We start from the raw sequence: 14,968 nt of genomic DNA on the forward strand, positions 1-14,968 counted from the left end.
TTGTCCGGGGGGTGGGCTTGCCCAGCCGCCGAGAAAAGGAGTCGACCGATGGACCTGAACCTCACGACCAAGAGCCAGGAGGCGATCAGCGCGGCGGTCGCGGGAGCCGCCGCAGCGGGAAACGCCCACGTTGAACCGACGCATCTGCTGAAGGCTCTGCTCGACCAGCACGACGGAATCGCGTGCGCGCTGCTGCAGTCGCTCGACATTGACCAGGGGGAACTTGCCGCCGCGACAGTTCGGATCTTGGAATCTCTGCCTAGCAGTACCGGGGCCACCGTCGCACAGCCCCAATTCAGCAACGCCCTTTACGGCGTGCTCAAGCAGGCACAGTCCCTGGCCGGCGAGCGCGGTGACGAGTACATCTCCACCGAGCACATGCTCGTGGCTCTGGCGGACGTGCCCCCAACCGGCGATCTGCTGTCCGGAAGTGGCGCGACCCAGGCCAGGCTGATCGATGCTTTGTCCAGCTTGCGGGGGGACGCGCGGGTCACGACACCAGACCCAGAGGGCACGTTTCAGTCTTTGGAGAAGTATGGACAGGATCTGACGGCTCTGGCTCGTGAAGGGAAGATCGATCCCGTGATCGGCCGGGATGCTGAGATCCGTCGGATCATCCAGGTCCTCTCGCGGCGAACGAAGAACAACCCAGTGCTGATAGGCGAACCTGGCGTGGGCAAGACGGCTGTGGTTGAAGGGTTGGCGCAGCGCATTGTCGCGGGCGACATCCCCGATTCTTTGCGTGGCAAACGGATCGTTGCCCTGGACTTGGCGGCGATGGTCGCGGGAGCCAAGTACCGCGGCGAATTCGAGGAGCGCCTGAAGGCTGTCCTGCGTGAGATCAAGGATTCCGAAGGCCAGGTGATCACGTTCATCGACGAACTTCACACGGTCGTCGGGGCTGGCGCGAGTGGCGAATCCGCGATGGACGCTGGCAACATGCTCAAGCCCATGCTCGCTCGCGGCGAGTTGCGGATGGTGGGTGCGACGACGCTTGATGAGTACCGCGAGCGCATCGAGAAGGACCCCGCACTGGAACGCCGGTTCCAGCAGGTGATGGTCAGCGAACCCAGCGTCGAGGACACGATCGGGATTCTGCGCGGCATAAGGGAGAAGTACGAGGCGCACCACAAGGTAGCGATCGCCGACCAAGCGCTCGTGGCAGCCGCGACCATGTCCGACCGCTACATCACCGGCAGGTTCTTGCCCGACAAGGCGATTGACTTGGTGGACGAGGCGGCGTCCCGGCTGCGGATGGAGATCGATTCCTCACCGGTCGAGATCGACGAACTCCAACGGGCTGTCGACCGGCTTCACATGGAGGAACTAGCGCTGAGCAAGGAGACAGACGAAGCCAGCGTTGAGCGGCTGACAAAGCTCCGGACTGACCTGGCCGACAGGGAGGAGAAGCTCGACGGACTGAAGGTCCGGTGGGAGCAGGAGAAGTCTGGACTGGACTTGATCGGCGAGCTGAAGATACGGATCGATGAGCTGCGCAGCATCGCTGAGAGGGCCACTCGTGAAGGTGATTTCGAGCAGGCTTCGCGGATCCTGTACGCGGAGATTCCCGCGCTGGAGCGCAATCTGGAAGAGGCTGTCGCCGCGACGAATGAGCGCGAGGCTGCCATGGTGGCCGAGGAGGTGACGGCCAATGACGTCGCCGGAGTTGTCGCGGCATGGACGGGGATCCCAGCGGGCCGACTGCTGGAGGGCGACACCCAGAAGCTGCTGAGGATGGAGGAGGAGCTGGCCAAGCGCGTGGTCGGCCAGCCTGAGGCGGTGCGCGCCGTCTCAGACGCCGTGCGCCGCGCCCGTGCCGGAATCGCCGACCCGAACCGGCCGACAGGTTCGTTCTTGTTCCTTGGGCCCACCGGCGTAGGCAAGACGGAGTTGGCCAAGGCCTTGGCCGAGTTCCTGTTCGACGATGAACGCGCTATCACTCGGATTGACATGAGCGAATACGGCGAGAAGCACTCGGTCGCCCGGTTAGTCGGCGCACCTCCTGGCTACATCGGGTACGAGGAAGGCGGACAGCTGACTGAGGCCATTCGCCGCCGCCCCTACGCGGTGGTCTTGCTCGACGAGGTCGAGAAGGCCCATCCCGAAGTGTTCGATATCTTGCTGCAGGTTCTGGACGACGGGCGCCTAACTGACGGGCAGGGTCGGACGGTGGACTTCCGCAACGCGATCCTTGTCCTGACATCGAATATGGGCTCGCAGTACCTGGTGGAGCAGAACGTCCCGTTCAGCCGACGCCGTGAGCTAGTGATGGACACTGTGCGGTCGACTCTGAAGCCGGAGTTCTTGAATCGCCTCGATGAGGCCGTGATGTTCCAGCCGCTTGGGACCGCGGAGCTTACCCGGATCGTTGACCTTCAGCTGGATCTGCTGGCACGGCGGCTCGCTGATCGGCGCCTCGTCCTGGACGTGACCCAGGCGGCGAAGGACTGGTTGGCGCTGAAGGGGTTTGACCCGGCGTACGGAGCCAGGCCGCTGCGGCGGCTAGTTCAATCGGCCGTCGGTGACTCTCTCGCTAGGGGGATCTTGTCCGGCGAGATCCGTGACGGTGACACCGTTGTAGTGGACGTCTCCGCCGAAGACATGGACGCGCTGTCGGTTTCCCGGGTCTAGCCTGAATGTCTAGCCTGCCCGGTCGCCGGCCCCGGGTCGTGGGTCGCGGGTCGCGGGGCCCCGGGGCTCTGCCTCCCGCCGAGTTAGCGGCCGTTCCCGACAAACGCGAATGTTTGGGTACAGACGCGCCCGTTGCAACGGTAGTTTCCTTGCGTAACGGTCGCGTTTGTCAGGAACGGCCGCTAACCCCGGGGGTGGAGAGGGGGCACCTCCTACAGCGGCGTTGGCTGGTCGTCTCCGGCGCCAGACTGGGTGGAGGAGACCTCTCCCCCGCCAGGCTGGGAGACCCCCAGCGGTGAAGTCTCGTCGTCGGCCCAGTCCGAGTACTCAGGCTCGGCTCGGCGACGGGCGCGGCGCTTGTCGTTCAGGAAGCAGAAGCCGAGCGCGAGTCCGACCAGAAGCAGAATCGGCAGAGCGAGTTCGAGCAGCGTGATGGGGTCTCCGGTAGGAGTCGCGACGGCCGCGAACACGAAGACCGCGAAGATGATGAAGCGCCACCATGACGCCAGCCGCTTGCCGGTCAGGACGCCGACGATGTTCAGCGCCACGAGTATCAACGGCGTCAGGAAGCCGACACCGAAGATGACGACCATCCGCGTGAAGAAAGACAAGTAGGTGTCGATCGGCATGTAGTTGGCCACCCCGCTCGGCGTGAATCCGAGCAGTAGATCCAACGCCTTGGGCAGGACCCAGTAGGACAGGAACACACCCGTCAGGAACAAGGGCACGGCCGCGCCGACGAACGCGAAAGTCCACAGCTTCTCGCGCTTGCGCAGACCCGGCGTGATGAAACGCCACATCTGGTAGATCCACACAGGAGAGGCCAGGATGACGCCGGCGACTGCCGAAACTTGGAGCTGCAGGGTGAAGGCTTGTGTGACCCCAGTGACGACGAGCTTGACGTCCTTGTCCGCGCTCTGGGCTGAAGCTATGACCGAGTCGATCGGTGCGCGGAGAATGGCGAAGATCTGGTCATAGAAGATCCATCCGACGACCGTGCCGACTAAAACCGCTAGAGCGCTCTTGACGACTCGGCTGCGTAGTTCGCGCAGATGATCTGTGATGGACATTCCACTGGGAGCCTCAGACGCCGACTCGTCAAGCACCCGGGTCGCATCCTCAGTCTGGTCCGTCGTCATCTTGACACCGCACTGATCGAAGCTAGCCGTCTACCTCGAGCTTGGGGGCAGATGCAGCCTTCGCGGGCTCTTCGGTCTCAGTTACAGCGGCAGGTTCCGTTGATCCGGCGACCGCCTGTTCGGGCTCATCCTCGACTAGCCCCTTCGTCTCGGCCTTGAAGATCCGCAAGGACCTGCCAAGCCCTCTCGCCGCGTCCGGCAGCTTCTTGTAGCCCCCGAAAAGCAAGAGAGCTAGCAGGACAATGATGATCAGTTGCCATCCTCTGACATTAGCCATGAACACAGCGTACGCCTGCTTTCGACCGCTGAGACCCGGCGGCAATGCGGGGTAAGCCACACCTGGTTGGCGGAAAGCCGACCTGGGGGGGACAATGGCCCGGTGATGGACGTTGGGTGGGGCGAGCTTCTCATTCTGGGCGTCTTCGCGCTGCTGATCTTTGGGCCGGACAAGTTGCCAAAGGCTGCGGCCGAGGCGGGGCGCTACGTGCGCAAGCTCCGGACTGTCGCTCAGGGTGTGCAGCAGGATCTCGCTGTCGGCGGCGTGGACCTGCGCGACATCAAGAAGGAGCTCGGCGGCTTGGCGGACATCAAGAGGGATCTCACCGGCCTGACCGATCTGCACCCCAAACGAATCATCACCTCCGCGTTGGCCGAGCCGACTTCGAGTCCGAACGGCTCCGAACCGGCGAGCGGCTCCGAACCGGTCGTGCTCAAACCAACGACCCAGTCGCCGTCGTATCTCGGGCCGAGCGCCTCGCCGACCAAGAAGGATGCACCGGCCGAGGTCGCTCCCGAGTCTTCTGCGACCGACGCCAGCTAGCTCGATCTGGAGTCCAACGCGACGATCGTCGACGTGAAGGCGATGGCCAGCCTCGAGCCCATTGACGGTAGCCCTGGCTCTTGGAGGAGAGCGGCGCAGCCGCTCCAGCTCGGCCCGCTCGTCGATGTCCAACGCCGACGGCGGGTCATCCATCGCAGCCCGCTTCACCGCCACCCACCGGCCTAGCAGCTGCTCCCCGCCCCCGATCTCGCCAGCAGCGTGTGCGATCGGGCGGCTGACCTTCAACGCGACCATAATCAGCACTGGCGCGAACAGCTACCGGCTCAAAACCAGCCGGAACCGCGCCAGATCGCCGAACCGCGACCGCAACCCGGAAACGCGGCCCACGGCGACACCGCCACCGACTCGTATGGGCCGGATGTGACGGGCTCGTCGTCTGACAGGAGACCTACGATCGCGGCAGCTACGCCCGCCTGCACCTGGGGGGCACGCAGCGACACAACAGATGACGTCCTGCCGCATTGGACCGAGGGGCCACGGCAGGCATGCGACGACTCGGGCTGGGGATGCTGCTCGGCGTCACCGCGATGTCAGCCGGATCCCACACCGAGCCCGGAGGGTACCGGGTGCCTGGCGACGCGGAGCCCGAGTTCCACCGTAGGCGATCAGTTACCGGAAACGCCCCCCCGTCAAGACGGGGGGGCGTTTCCAATCAGGCACCGAGTGGAGGCCCTCCGGTTGGAGTTCCCATACATCCCGGCCTCGGTGGTGTCGAACGGGCCCCATTCTGTGGTCGGGGGCGGCGCCCGTCAGGCGTTGGCCCGTTTCACTCGGCGCCGACGCCCGCTCCCGCGAGGCCAGAACCCGTCTCGACCCGCCCATAGCTGACCCAAAGGATTCCACCTCCGGCCAGCAACAGCGTCACGCCGATCCCGGCCAACAAGCCAGCGAGCGCCAGGCCCAACTGCAGTACGGAGGCGCTGACCGAACCCACACCGAGCTCGGCGATCAGGGCATGCGCGGTTGCGCTCCACGCCATCTCCCGAGCGGGTCCCTCGATCGGGTGCTCCCGGTCGAAGTCGGTCCAGTAGCGACCGTCGACGTCGAACTCATACGTCCCAGGCTTGAAGGTCTCGCCCTTGTACTCGACCGGCTCCTCCAGCACGACCGTCTGCGTGCCATTGAGGACGTGGTAGGCGATGGTCGCCATCTGGTACATGTACTCAGTGGCGGTGTTCACCAGGGGGTCGTTGGGGTCGAGGTCGGACTGAACGACCGGGTATTTCCAGTCCTCGGCGAGTACCTTCATGATCGCCTCGGCGCCCTCGGTCTTGCCACGGTCGACCAACTGGCCGTCCGCATTGTAGGTCAGGACAACGTTCTCCTTCTCGCTGAACGCCTGCAGGGAGCCGGAGCCGCCCTGGACCTTGGCGAAGGCGACGCCGCCACCTACCAGGAAGCCCAGACCGATGACGGCGAGTACCACCCCCAGCGTTCTCAAGCGAGTGTTCAACGCTCCTAGGCGAGTGCTCATGATTGATCTCCTTTGCTCTCTAGGCCGAAGCCCAGCGCTATTCGAGGCCTGAACTTCGGCCTAGGGCAAGTCTTCCTGAGTAACGAGGAAGCAGTCAAGAACTCACGGTGTGTCACCGGTCACTGTGGTAATCCCCTGGGAGAGCGCGTAGACGGGTCCCTCTCAGCATGACGTACCCATCTACACGCTTCGGGGGATTGACACGGGACATTCCGACGGTTGCTCGCCTTCTCCTTCACGTCATCCTGCCTCTTGAAGAGCACCGACATGGCCCCGTCAGTTCAGAGGGTTGGGTACGGCATCCTGGACTGCGGAGACCATCTGGTCGTTGTCGTACGTGTAGTTCCGCCCGGGAAGGACCCCGGTGTTCACCAGGGTGTTGGTCATCTTCCCGGAGGGCGGCGCGACCCAGAAACCAGACGTGCTGCTCACGCATGGCTCCCCAGCTGGCCCGACTATGGCCGTCCAGTCGGGCATGTGTATGGGGTCGAGAGCTGGGATCACGGGCAGCCATGCCCATATCAAGGCTGACCACCCAGCGGGCCAGCACCAGCCACTAGAGAGGCATTGTCCGCCGGTGCCACCGTTGACGAGGTTGGTCAGGAAGGCGTTCGATGCTCCCGGCTCCCCTTGAGGTGCGGCTGAACTTCTTCACCCCGACGAAGAAGGCCGTCGGCTACGCCACCACCACCGACGGTCGCAGGAAGCGCATCTACGACACCCCGGCCACACCGTGGCAGCGCCTGCGGGCATCGGGCGTGCTGGACGAGCAGCAACTCGCGGCCGTGGCCACCCGGATCGAGGGCATCAACCCGGCCGACCTGACCCGGCAGATCAACGCTATCCAGATGCGACTGCTCGACTGCGCCAAGGCCAAGACCGAGGCCCTCGCCGCCGCCCGCCACATCGATCTGGAAGCATTACAACCGTCAATCAACCGATTGGCCAAGGCGAAGTGACGCAAGCCCCCACGCGCTCACCATGCGTGAGGCACTTCGCCTCAGTAGTGCGATTCCCTCTGGGATTCCCCACCCGCAAGCGTGCCCGGTTCACCGTTGCTGACGCTGCCTGACCAAGATCAACAACCTGAGAACATGTCCGAAACCCTTGACACAGCCCGCTCAGCCTTCGTCGGGGAGTGTGGCGCTTTCACGCCTATGCCGGATGTACTCAACAACAATCGGAATCACCGAGATGAGCACAACCGCGACCAAGATCAGCTCGATGTTGTTCGCGACAAAGGGGATGTTGCCCAAGTAGTAGCCGGCGAGTGTCACTCCTGCAGCCCACAGCACTCCTCCGACTGCGCTGAAGGTCGCGAACTTGCGGAACCCCATCGTCGCGATGCCGGCGATCGCCGTGATGAAGGTGCGCACGATCGGTACGAAGCGGGCTAGCACGATCGCTCTCGAGCCGTATTTCTCGAAGAACGCGTGGGTCTTGAGCACGTACTCACGCCGGAAGAACCTCGAGTCGGGGCGGTCGAACAGACGCGGGCCGACCACCGCGCCGACCGCGTAGCCGACAAGGTTGCCCGAGACGGCGGCGATCATGAGAATCGCCACCGCCAGCCAGATGTTCAGCGTGATGATGTCGGACGCAATGAACAGCCCCGTGATGAACAAGAGCGAGTCCCCTGGGAGGAAGAATCCGATCAGCAACCCGCACTCGGCGAAGATAATCGCGACGACCGTCCAGAACGCCCACGGACCGAGCGACTGCAGTAGCTGCTCGGGGCTCAGCCAGTCCGGCATCAGGGCGAGCGTGCTCACTACGGGAGCCTATTGCCCCGGGTGTTCTGTCGGCTCAGTTGACCGCGCAAGACTCGACTGTGTCGCCGGTTGAGTGCGGCGTGAGTGCGACTGCCCTCGCCCTACGTCGGACCCGACGGCGTGAGGCTTGAAGCCTGGGGGTCCCCTCCCCCACTTCGTGGGGGGACCCCCAGCGAAGTGGGGGACGGGTCCGACCTAGGGCCGGGGCAGTGGCCTGGCTGCGAAGGTTCCGGTGGTGCAGATCCTCTACTGATCAAGCTCTTTCTCGATCTTCCCTGCCTGGGTGATCGCGAAGCTTCTTGATCAGTAGCGAATCTGCATCACTTGCATGGCCGGAGCGATGGGGGCAGGCGTCGCGGACCTAGGGCGGAGGCAGTCGTCATACGCCTGCCTCCATGAGCTCAGCGGCACGGAGCGTCTCGGTGCCGGGGTGCCAGTCGCACGGGCACAGTTCGCCGGTCTGCAGTGCGTCGAGGACCCGGATCACTTCATCCACGTTCCTGCCGACATCTCCTGCGGTGACCATGACGAACTGGACCGTGCCTTCGGGATCCACGATGAACGTCGCCCTGTCGGCGACACCGTCGCTGTTGAGAACACCGCAGGCTGATGTCAGTTCACGCTTGATGTCAGCCAGCATCGGGAACGGCAGGTCTCGCAGACTCGGGTGATTCGTGCGCCAGGCGAAGTGGACGTATTCGTTGTCGACGCTGGCGCCCAGAACCACGGCGTTCCTGTCTTCGAACTCGCTGTTCATTCGCCCGAACTCGGCGATCTCCGTAGGGCATACGAAGGTGAAGTCCTTCGGCCAGAAGAACACGACTCGCCACTTCCCTGGATGCGTGTCGGACGTGACGGTCATGAAGTAGTCGTCTGGTTCGCGGACCTGGACCTGACTGAGATCCCCAGGGATCAGCGCGGTCAGTGAGTAGTCCGGGAAGCGGTCTGAGATGGTCAGCATTTGTCCCCTCCATGTTCAGCTGGATCGACTCCAGGGTGTCACGGCTGCCGTGATAGCGCAACACGAATCCAGGGCGACAGGCGATAGAGTACGGCTATGAGTGATCGGGGTATCGGAGCGACGTCACCGCCGTCGGTGGCCCAACTGCGGGCGTTCCTCGCGATCGTTGCGGAGGGACACTTCGGCCGGGCGGCGGCTCGGGCCGGAGTTTCGCAGCCGACTTTGTCGCATCACCTGTCCGCCCTGGAGACTCGGCTGGGAGTTCAGCTGGTCGAGAGGAGTACGCGGGGGGTACTGGTCACGGCGGCCGGACACCGGCTCGTCCCCTACGCCGACGCTGCGGTGAAGGCGGTTGGGGCTGTCGTGACAGCGATGGCCCCGGAGCATGAGTGGCTAGGTGGAGCGATGGGGCTTGGACTGATCCCCACGTCGGCGCCCTACGTTCTGCCGGCCTTCCTGAAAGCGTTCAGCCGCGAGGCCCCCGATCTGGCGTTGACGGTGCGCGAGGATCAGACCGGACGGCTGATCCCGAGCGTGCTCGCTGCGGACTTGGACATGGCTCTGCTGGCACTGCCAGTCAAGGAGCGAGGCCTGTCGAGCATCCGGGTCTTCCATGAGGACTTCGTCCTGGTGGCGCCGATGGGGGATCCCGCGGCGGGGTCTGACTCTCTTGAGGTCGCCGATCTGGCTGACAGGCCCCTTCTGCTGCTCGATGAGGGACATTGCCTTCGGGACCAGGCGCTGGAGCTGTGCCGCGAGGCGGGATCGGGATCCCCGATCGTGGAGAGTGCCCGCACGTCGTCGCTAACGACCGTGGTCGAGCTTGTCGCGGCTGGCTATGGCGCTTCCTTGCTTCCGGCCACGGCGGTCGCCGTTGAGACCCGGCGGGCCCGCGTAGCTACCGCTCGGTTCCGGGCCCCCGCACCAGGCAGGACGATGGGCCTGGTGTTCCGGGACTCCGATCGGCGACGCGAGGAGTTTGAGGACGTGGCCGAGATCCTGCGCCGGGCGTGCACCAGAGCCCGACTGGCGGCGGTTCCCGTCTCCGATCCCCCGGGCGGGTAGAGCGCGGACTCTGATCCCCGTCCGCTGCGCTGGATCCCGGCCGACGCGTCAAGCCAGCGCAGCCCGGAGCCTTCGCAGGGCTTCGTCGAGGAGCTCGTGCCGTTTGCAGAACGCCCAGCGCACATACGGCCCTGACTGCTCGGCGTGGTCGCTCAGCGCTGACAGCGGAATCGCGACGACACCCGCGGCCTGTGGCGCCCAGCGGCAGAACTCGTCGCCGTCGGCGAATCTGAGGGGCCGCACGTCGGTGATCGTGAAGTACGTCCCGGCGGGCTCGATGACACCGAACCCCAGGTCGGTCAGCCCAGCTCCCAGGAAGTCCCGCTGGGCGGCCAGACCCGCTCGGAAGCCGTCGAAGTAGGAGTCGGGCAGGGCTAGAGCCTCGGCCATCGCCCACTGAAACGGTCCGCCGGACGTGTATGACAGGTGCTGCCGCACAACTCGGACTGCCGCGATCAGATCCTCCGGCCCGGTGGCCCAGCCGACCTTCCACCCGGTCAACGAGAACGACTTGCCGCCAGATCCCACGGTGACCGTGCGTTCCCACATCCCAGGCAAGGTCGCGATCGGAATATGCGGATGCGGATCGAACCACAGGTGTTCGTACGCTTCATCAGCCAGCACGATCAGGTCGTGCCGGACCGCGAGTTCGGCGATCTTGGCCAGTTCGCCGACCGTGAGCACGATGCCTGTCGGATTGTGCGGGGAGTTGAGCAGGAGTAGCCGGGTCTTGGGCGTGATCGCTGCCTCAAGCCCGCCGATGTCCGGGCGCATCTGCGGCCCGGACAGGGGCACGGTCACTCTGGTCGCTCCGGCGAGGGCCGTGACGGCCGCATACAGGTCGAAGTAGGGATCCAGCATCAGGACTTCGTCGCCTGGCTCTACAAGCGCCAGAACAGTCGCGGCGATCGCCTCGGATGCTCCGGTCGCGACCACGACGTCTGTGCGCCAGTCCACATCCAGCCCGTAGAAGCGGTGCTGGTGCTCGGCGATGGCCTGGCGAAGCTCTGGAACCCCGTGCGCTGGCGGGTACTGGTTGCCCCGGCCTTCCCTGATGGCCGAAACCGCCGCCTCACGGATCTGGACGGGCCCGTCTTCGTCCGGGAAGCCCTGCCCGAGGTTGACGGCGCCGAGCCGCGTAGCCAGCGCTGACATCTCCCCGAAGATCGTGAAGGCTTGACCGCGCATCCGATGGACCAGCGGCGGGGATTGACGGGCCACGCGACCATCCTGCCGCACGGTTGACGTGCTGTCCGGCCGGTCGGCCAGCCCGCGGAGTCGGTGCCCCGGCCGTGCGGCCGCAGCCGGTAGCCTCAAGCCCCAGGGGTCGCCGCCGCTAGCCATCTGGCGCGGCCATCACAGGGAGGGGAGCCACGGTGGCATCGGTAACCGATTCGCCCGGCCAAGCCAAGTCGTCTGGCGTCTGGAGGAAGCTGCGCGACGAGATCGTGTCGAAGGCAGTGATCCACGGTCACGTGACCCTGTCAAGCGGCATCGAGGCCGAGTACTACGTCGATCTGCGGAAGGTGACGCTGGCAGCCGACGCCGCGCCGCTGGCGGGTCAGGTGATGCTTGATCTGACGTCTGACCTGGACTTCGACTGCGTTGGCGGCCTGACGCTGGGCGCCGATCCCGTCGCACTCGCGATGCTCCACGCCGCCGCCTCCCAGGGACGCCAGCTCGATGCCTTCGTGGTTCGGAAGGAGGGCAAGACGCACGGGCTGCAGCGGCAGATCGAAGGCCCGGACGTCGCCGGTCGCCGGGTCTTGGCGGTAGAGGACACCTCCACTACTGGCGGTTCTGTGTTGTTGGCCGTCGAGGCCTTGCGTGCGGCGGGCGCCGACGTCGTCGCCGTCGCGGTTCTCGTGGAGCGCGGAGCGGCAGGCGCGATCGCCGACGCTGGACTGGAGTACCGGGCCGCCTTCTCCCTGGCCGACCTCGGATTGGCGTAGGCGCACTGCGGCGATGCCTTACGACGACCACAGCGAATCTGCGCGGGGAGGCGTCGGGCCGCATCCGCAGCCCTGGCCGCAGGACGAGCGTCTGGACCCAGAGCTGCTGGCCAGCGGCGACACCAGGAACGTCATCGACGACTACCGGTACTGGCGTCTCGATGCCATCGTCGCCGACCTCGACACAAAGCGTCACCCATTCCATGTCGCTATCGAGAACCTCACGCATGACCTGAACATTGGCTCGATCGTCAGAACAGCCAACGCGTTCCTGGCCAATCAGATCCACATCGTGGGCCGCCGCCGATGGAACCGCCGCGGAGCCATGGTCACCGATCGCTATCAGCACGTTCGCCATCACGAGTCCGCGGCGGAGCTCGCCGACTGGGCGCGGGAATCGGATCTAACGCTGATCGGCGTGGACAACGTTCCAGGCTCGCAGCCTCTGGAACGCGCGGAGCTTCCGGAGCGCTGCGTGTTGGTCTTCGGCCAAGAGGGTCCGGGCCTGTCCCCGGAAGCGCGCGTGGTGTGCTCGCAGATCCTCCACATCACGTCATTCGGTTCGACCCGGTCGATCAATGTGGGGGCGGCTGCGGCGATAGTCATGCATTCATGGGTCCGCCAACATGTTTTCGGCCCGTAGCGGGCAAACCTCCCGTTTGGTCTGCCAGGATGAAAGTCGGCCGAGTGCGGGCCAAGACCGTCGAGTGACCGAGGAGATGCACACATGCCTATCGCGACACCAGAGGTTTACGCGGAGATGTTGGACCGGGCCAAGGAAGGTCAGTTCGCGTATCCCGCCATCAACGTCACGTCTTCCCAGACGATCAACGCGGCTCTGAAGGGCTTCGCCGACGCCGAGAGCGACGGCATTATCCAGTTCTCGTGGGGTGGTGCGGCCTACGCGTCGGGCCAGCTCAACAAGCACATGGTCCACGGGGCCGAAGCGCTCGCGGCCTTCGCGCATTCGATCGCCAAGCACTACCCGATCAACATCGCTCTGCACACGGACCACTGCCCGATGCAGCACCTTGACACCTACATCCGGCCGCTGGTCGACATCTCTTTGGACCGGGTCGCCAGGGGGCTGGAGCCCTTGTTCCAGTCACACATGTGGGACGGGTCGGCCATCCCGCTGGGCCAGAACCTGGACATCGCCGAAGAGATGCTCGACAAGTGCAACCGTGCCAACATCATCCTTGAGATCGAGATCGGCGTCGTCGGAGGCGAAGAGGACGGCGTCGAGGCCAGCCGCGAAGCCAAGCTGTACTCGACTCCGGACGATGGCCTGGCCACCGCCGCCAAGCTGGGCCTGGGAGAGCGCGGCCGCTACCTGGTCGCGGCGACATTCGGCAACGTGCACGGTGTCTACAAGCCCGGCAACGTGGTCCTGCAGCCGAGCAAGCTCAAGGAAATCCAGGACGCGGTCGGTGAGAAGTACGGCGTCGACAAGCCGTTCGACCTTGTTTTCCACGGCGGTTCTGGATCTTTGCTGGAGGAGATTCGCGAGGCGCTCGACTACGGCGTTGTGAAGATGAACGTCGACACCGACACGCAGTACGCGTTCACTCGTCCGGTCGCGGGCCACATGATGACCAACTACGACGGAGTCCTGAAGGTGGACGGAGACGTCGGCAACAAGAAGAAGTACGACCCCCGGGTTTGGGGCGCAGCGGGTGAAGAGGGAATGTCGGCCCGCGTCCTGCGTGCTTGTGAGGACCTGCGCTCCGTCGGCACGCAGATGGGCTGACCTCGCGGTATCATCGCGTGCTGGTCGCTCCCGCTGATCTCGCGGGGGCTTGAGGAGGGACCATGCCCGCGATCGTGCTGGTCGGCGCCCAATGGGGCGACGAGGGCAAGGGCAAAGCCACTGATCTTCTCGGTAGCCGCGTCGACTATGTCGTTCGTTACCAGGGCGGTAACAATGCCGGGCACACCGTTGTCATAGGCGACCAACGCTTCGCCCTGCACCTGCTGCCCAGCGGGATACTGACCCCCAGCGTCACGCCCGTCATCGGCAACGGCGTCGTGATCGACCCCGGCGTACTCATCGCGGAACTTGATGCACTCCAACGCCGGGGCGTCGACGTCTCGCGCCTGCTAATCAGTGCCGATGCCAACTTGATCACGCCCTACCACGTGACCCTGGACAAGGTGGCTGAGCGCTTCCTGGGCAAGGCGAAGATCGGTACCACAGGACGTGGGATTGGGCCGGCATACGCCGACAAGGTCGCTCGATACGGCATCCGCGTCCAAGACTTGCTCGACCCTCACATCCTTCACCAGAAGGTTGAGGCGTCGCTGGCGCTGAAGAATCAGATCCTCGTCAAGATCTATAACCGGCGTCCGGTAGACGTGGACGAGGTGACCGAGTCGCTGCTTGGTTACGTGGATCGGCTGAAGCCGATGATCGCGGACACGTCGCGGGTGTTGAACGACGCACTTGACCGCGACTCCGTCGTACTCCTGGAGGGCGGGCAGGGGACGTTGCTCGACGTGGATCACGGCACCTACCCGTTCGTCACCTCATCGAATCCGACGGCTGGCGGCGCATGCGTCGGTTCCGGGATCGGTCCGACGCGGATCAGCCGGGTGATCGGGATCCTCAAGGCATACACAACGCGAGTCGGCTCTGGGCCCTTCCCGACCGAGCTGCTCGACGCCGCTGGCGCCCGGCTGCGTGAGGTTGGCGGGGAACGCGGCACGACGACCGGAAGGGATCGCAGGTGCGGCTGGTTCGACGCGCCAATCGCCTCGTTCGCGACTCGCGTCAACGGGCTCACGGACATCTTCTTGACGAAGCTGGATGTGCTGACCGGCTGGGAGAAGATCCCGGTGTGCGTGGCGTATGACATCGACGGCGAGCGGTTTGAGGAGCTGCCGGTGACGCAGACGCAGTTCCACCACGCGGTGCCCGTGTACGAGTATCTGCCAGGTTGGACCGAGGACATCACCGCCGCCCGGTCTGTGGCTGAGTTGCCAGCGAATGCTCGCTCCTACGTGGAGTTCCTCGAGGAAGCCTCGGGCACCCCGATCAGCGCCATAGGCGTCGGCCAGGACCGGGATGCCACGATCCTCGTCAGGGACTTGATTAGCTGACTGCTGGCGCCCGGTCCCACGCCCCGCCTCCCCG

At 64.9% G+C, this 14,968-nt stretch carries 15 protein-coding genes; 8 read left to right on the plus strand and 7 right to left on the minus strand.

What is annotated here, in order from left to right; translation table 11 throughout:
* Positions 1 to 48 precede the first annotated feature (48 nt).
* Positions 49 to 2,631 (plus strand): ATP-dependent chaperone ClpB, encoded by a 2,583-nt coding sequence (gene clpB / locus Q8P38_11495; GenBank protein MDP4015226.1) that lies wholly within the window; start codon positions 49 to 51, stop codon positions 2,629 to 2,631.
* A gap of 212 nt (positions 2,632 to 2,843) precedes the next feature.
* On the opposite strand, the gene tatC is transcribed toward clpB, so the two are convergent.
* The gene (gene tatC / locus Q8P38_11500; GenBank protein MDP4015227.1) at positions 2,844 to 3,770 is read right to left on the minus strand and encodes a twin-arginine translocase subunit TatC; all 927 of its coding nucleotides are present in this window, start codon (positions 3,768 to 3,770) and stop codon (positions 2,844 to 2,846) included.
* Between the two features lie 22 nt (positions 3,771 to 3,792).
* Positions 3,793 to 4,047 (minus strand): Sec-independent protein translocase subunit TatA, encoded by a 255-nt coding sequence (gene tatA / locus Q8P38_11505; GenBank protein MDP4015228.1) that lies wholly within the window; start codon positions 4,045 to 4,047, stop codon positions 3,793 to 3,795.
* A 105-nt stretch (positions 4,048 to 4,152) separates the two neighbouring features.
* Between tatA and Q8P38_11510 the strand changes: the two genes are divergently transcribed.
* The gene (locus Q8P38_11510; GenBank protein ID MDP4015229.1) at positions 4,153 to 4,590 is read left to right on the plus strand and encodes a twin-arginine translocase TatA/TatE family subunit; all 438 of its coding nucleotides are present in this window, start codon (positions 4,153 to 4,155) and stop codon (positions 4,588 to 4,590) included.
* A 787-nt stretch (positions 4,591 to 5,377) separates the two neighbouring features.
* On the opposite strand, the gene Q8P38_11515 is transcribed toward Q8P38_11510, so the two are convergent.
* Together Q8P38_11515 and Q8P38_11520 are read right to left on the minus strand one after the other, a co-directional pair.
* Positions 5,378 to 6,085, minus strand: coding sequence for a hypothetical protein (locus tag Q8P38_11515; protein MDP4015230.1), 708 nt, complete (start codon positions 6,083 to 6,085; stop codon positions 5,378 to 5,380).
* Positions 6,086 to 6,361: 276 nt separating this feature from the next.
* On the minus strand, positions 6,362 to 6,517 hold the full coding sequence (locus Q8P38_11520) for a hypothetical protein (protein MDP4015231.1): 156 nt from the start codon (positions 6,515 to 6,517) through the stop codon (positions 6,362 to 6,364).
* 203 nt (positions 6,518 to 6,720) lie between these two features.
* On the opposite strand from Q8P38_11520, the gene Q8P38_11525 reads away from it, so the two are divergent.
* Positions 6,721 to 7,044 (plus strand): hypothetical protein, encoded by a 324-nt coding sequence (locus Q8P38_11525; protein MDP4015232.1) that lies wholly within the window; start codon positions 6,721 to 6,723, stop codon positions 7,042 to 7,044.
* A gap of 162 nt (positions 7,045 to 7,206) precedes the next feature.
* On the opposite strand, the gene Q8P38_11530 is transcribed toward Q8P38_11525, so the two are convergent.
* Positions 7,207 to 7,857 carry a VTT domain-containing protein gene (locus Q8P38_11530; protein ID MDP4015233.1) on the minus strand — a complete coding sequence of 217 codons (651 nt, stop codon included), beginning with the start codon at positions 7,855 to 7,857 and terminating at the stop codon, positions 7,207 to 7,209.
* 379 nt (positions 7,858 to 8,236) lie between these two features.
* A complete protein-coding gene (locus tag Q8P38_11535; GenBank protein ID MDP4015234.1) occupies positions 8,237 to 8,818 on the minus strand; it encodes a peroxiredoxin in 582 nt (193 codons plus the stop codon).
* Between the two features lie 96 nt (positions 8,819 to 8,914).
* On the opposite strand from Q8P38_11535, the gene Q8P38_11540 reads away from it, so the two are divergent.
* Positions 8,915 to 9,883, plus strand: a complete 969-nt coding sequence (locus Q8P38_11540; protein MDP4015235.1) for a hydrogen peroxide-inducible genes activator — start codon at positions 8,915 to 8,917, stop codon at positions 9,881 to 9,883.
* Between the two features lie 48 nt (positions 9,884 to 9,931).
* Here Q8P38_11540 and Q8P38_11545 read toward each other — a convergent pair whose 3' ends face one another.
* Positions 9,932 to 11,104 carry an aminotransferase class I/II-fold pyridoxal phosphate-dependent enzyme gene (locus Q8P38_11545; protein MDP4015236.1) on the minus strand — a complete coding sequence of 391 codons (1,173 nt, stop codon included), beginning with the start codon at positions 11,102 to 11,104 and terminating at the stop codon, positions 9,932 to 9,934.
* A gap of 155 nt (positions 11,105 to 11,259) precedes the next feature.
* Between Q8P38_11545 and pyrE the strand changes: the two genes are divergently transcribed.
* From pyrE to Q8P38_11565, 4 genes are all read left to right on the plus strand, one after another.
* Positions 11,260 to 11,835: an orotate phosphoribosyltransferase gene (pyrE, locus tag Q8P38_11550; protein MDP4015237.1), complete on the plus strand. Its 576-nt coding sequence runs from the start codon at positions 11,260 to 11,262 to the stop codon at positions 11,833 to 11,835.
* Positions 11,836 to 11,848: 13 nt separating this feature from the next.
* A complete protein-coding gene (locus Q8P38_11555) occupies positions 11,849 to 12,478 on the plus strand; it encodes an RNA methyltransferase (protein MDP4015238.1) in 630 nt (209 codons plus the stop codon).
* 84 nt (positions 12,479 to 12,562) lie between these two features.
* Entirely contained in the window at positions 12,563 to 13,585 is a 1,023-nt protein-coding gene (gene fbaA, locus Q8P38_11560) for a class II fructose-bisphosphate aldolase (protein ID MDP4015239.1), read from the plus strand.
* A 62-nt stretch (positions 13,586 to 13,647) separates the two neighbouring features.
* Positions 13,648 to 14,934 (plus strand): adenylosuccinate synthase, encoded by a 1,287-nt coding sequence (locus Q8P38_11565; GenBank protein ID MDP4015240.1) that lies wholly within the window; start codon positions 13,648 to 13,650, stop codon positions 14,932 to 14,934.
* Positions 14,935 to 14,968 lie beyond the last annotated feature (34 nt).

This window comes from Candidatus Nanopelagicales bacterium (assembly GCA_030700225.1).
In the GTDB taxonomy this organism is placed as follows: Bacteria; Actinomycetota; Actinomycetes; order S36-B12.

Coding starts and splice junctions, on each gene's coding strand:
- clpB (MDP4015226.1), top strand. CDS start 49: ATGGACCTGAACCTCACGACCAAGAGCCAGGAGGCGATCAGCGCGGCG.
- fbaA (MDP4015239.1), top strand. CDS start 12,563: ATGCCTATCGCGACACCAGAGGTTTACGCGGAGATGTTGGACCGGGCC.
- Q8P38_11535 (MDP4015234.1), bottom strand. CDS start 8,818: ATGCTGACCATCTCAGACCGCTTCCCGGACTACTCACTGACCGCGCTG.
- Q8P38_11555 (MDP4015238.1), top strand. CDS start 11,849: ATGCCTTACGACGACCACAGCGAATCTGCGCGGGGAGGCGTCGGGCCG.
- tatC (MDP4015227.1), bottom strand. CDS start 3,770: ATGACGACGGACCAGACTGAGGATGCGACCCGGGTGCTTGACGAGTCG.
- Q8P38_11510 (MDP4015229.1), top strand. CDS start 4,153: ATGGACGTTGGGTGGGGCGAGCTTCTCATTCTGGGCGTCTTCGCGCTG.
- Q8P38_11540 (MDP4015235.1), top strand. CDS start 8,915: ATGAGTGATCGGGGTATCGGAGCGACGTCACCGCCGTCGGTGGCCCAA.
- Q8P38_11515 (MDP4015230.1), bottom strand. CDS start 6,085: ATGAGCACTCGCCTAGGAGCGTTGAACACTCGCTTGAGAACGCTGGGG.
- Q8P38_11565 (MDP4015240.1), top strand. CDS start 13,648: ATGCCCGCGATCGTGCTGGTCGGCGCCCAATGGGGCGACGAGGGCAAG.
- tatA (MDP4015228.1), bottom strand. CDS start 4,047: ATGGCTAATGTCAGAGGATGGCAACTGATCATCATTGTCCTGCTAGCT.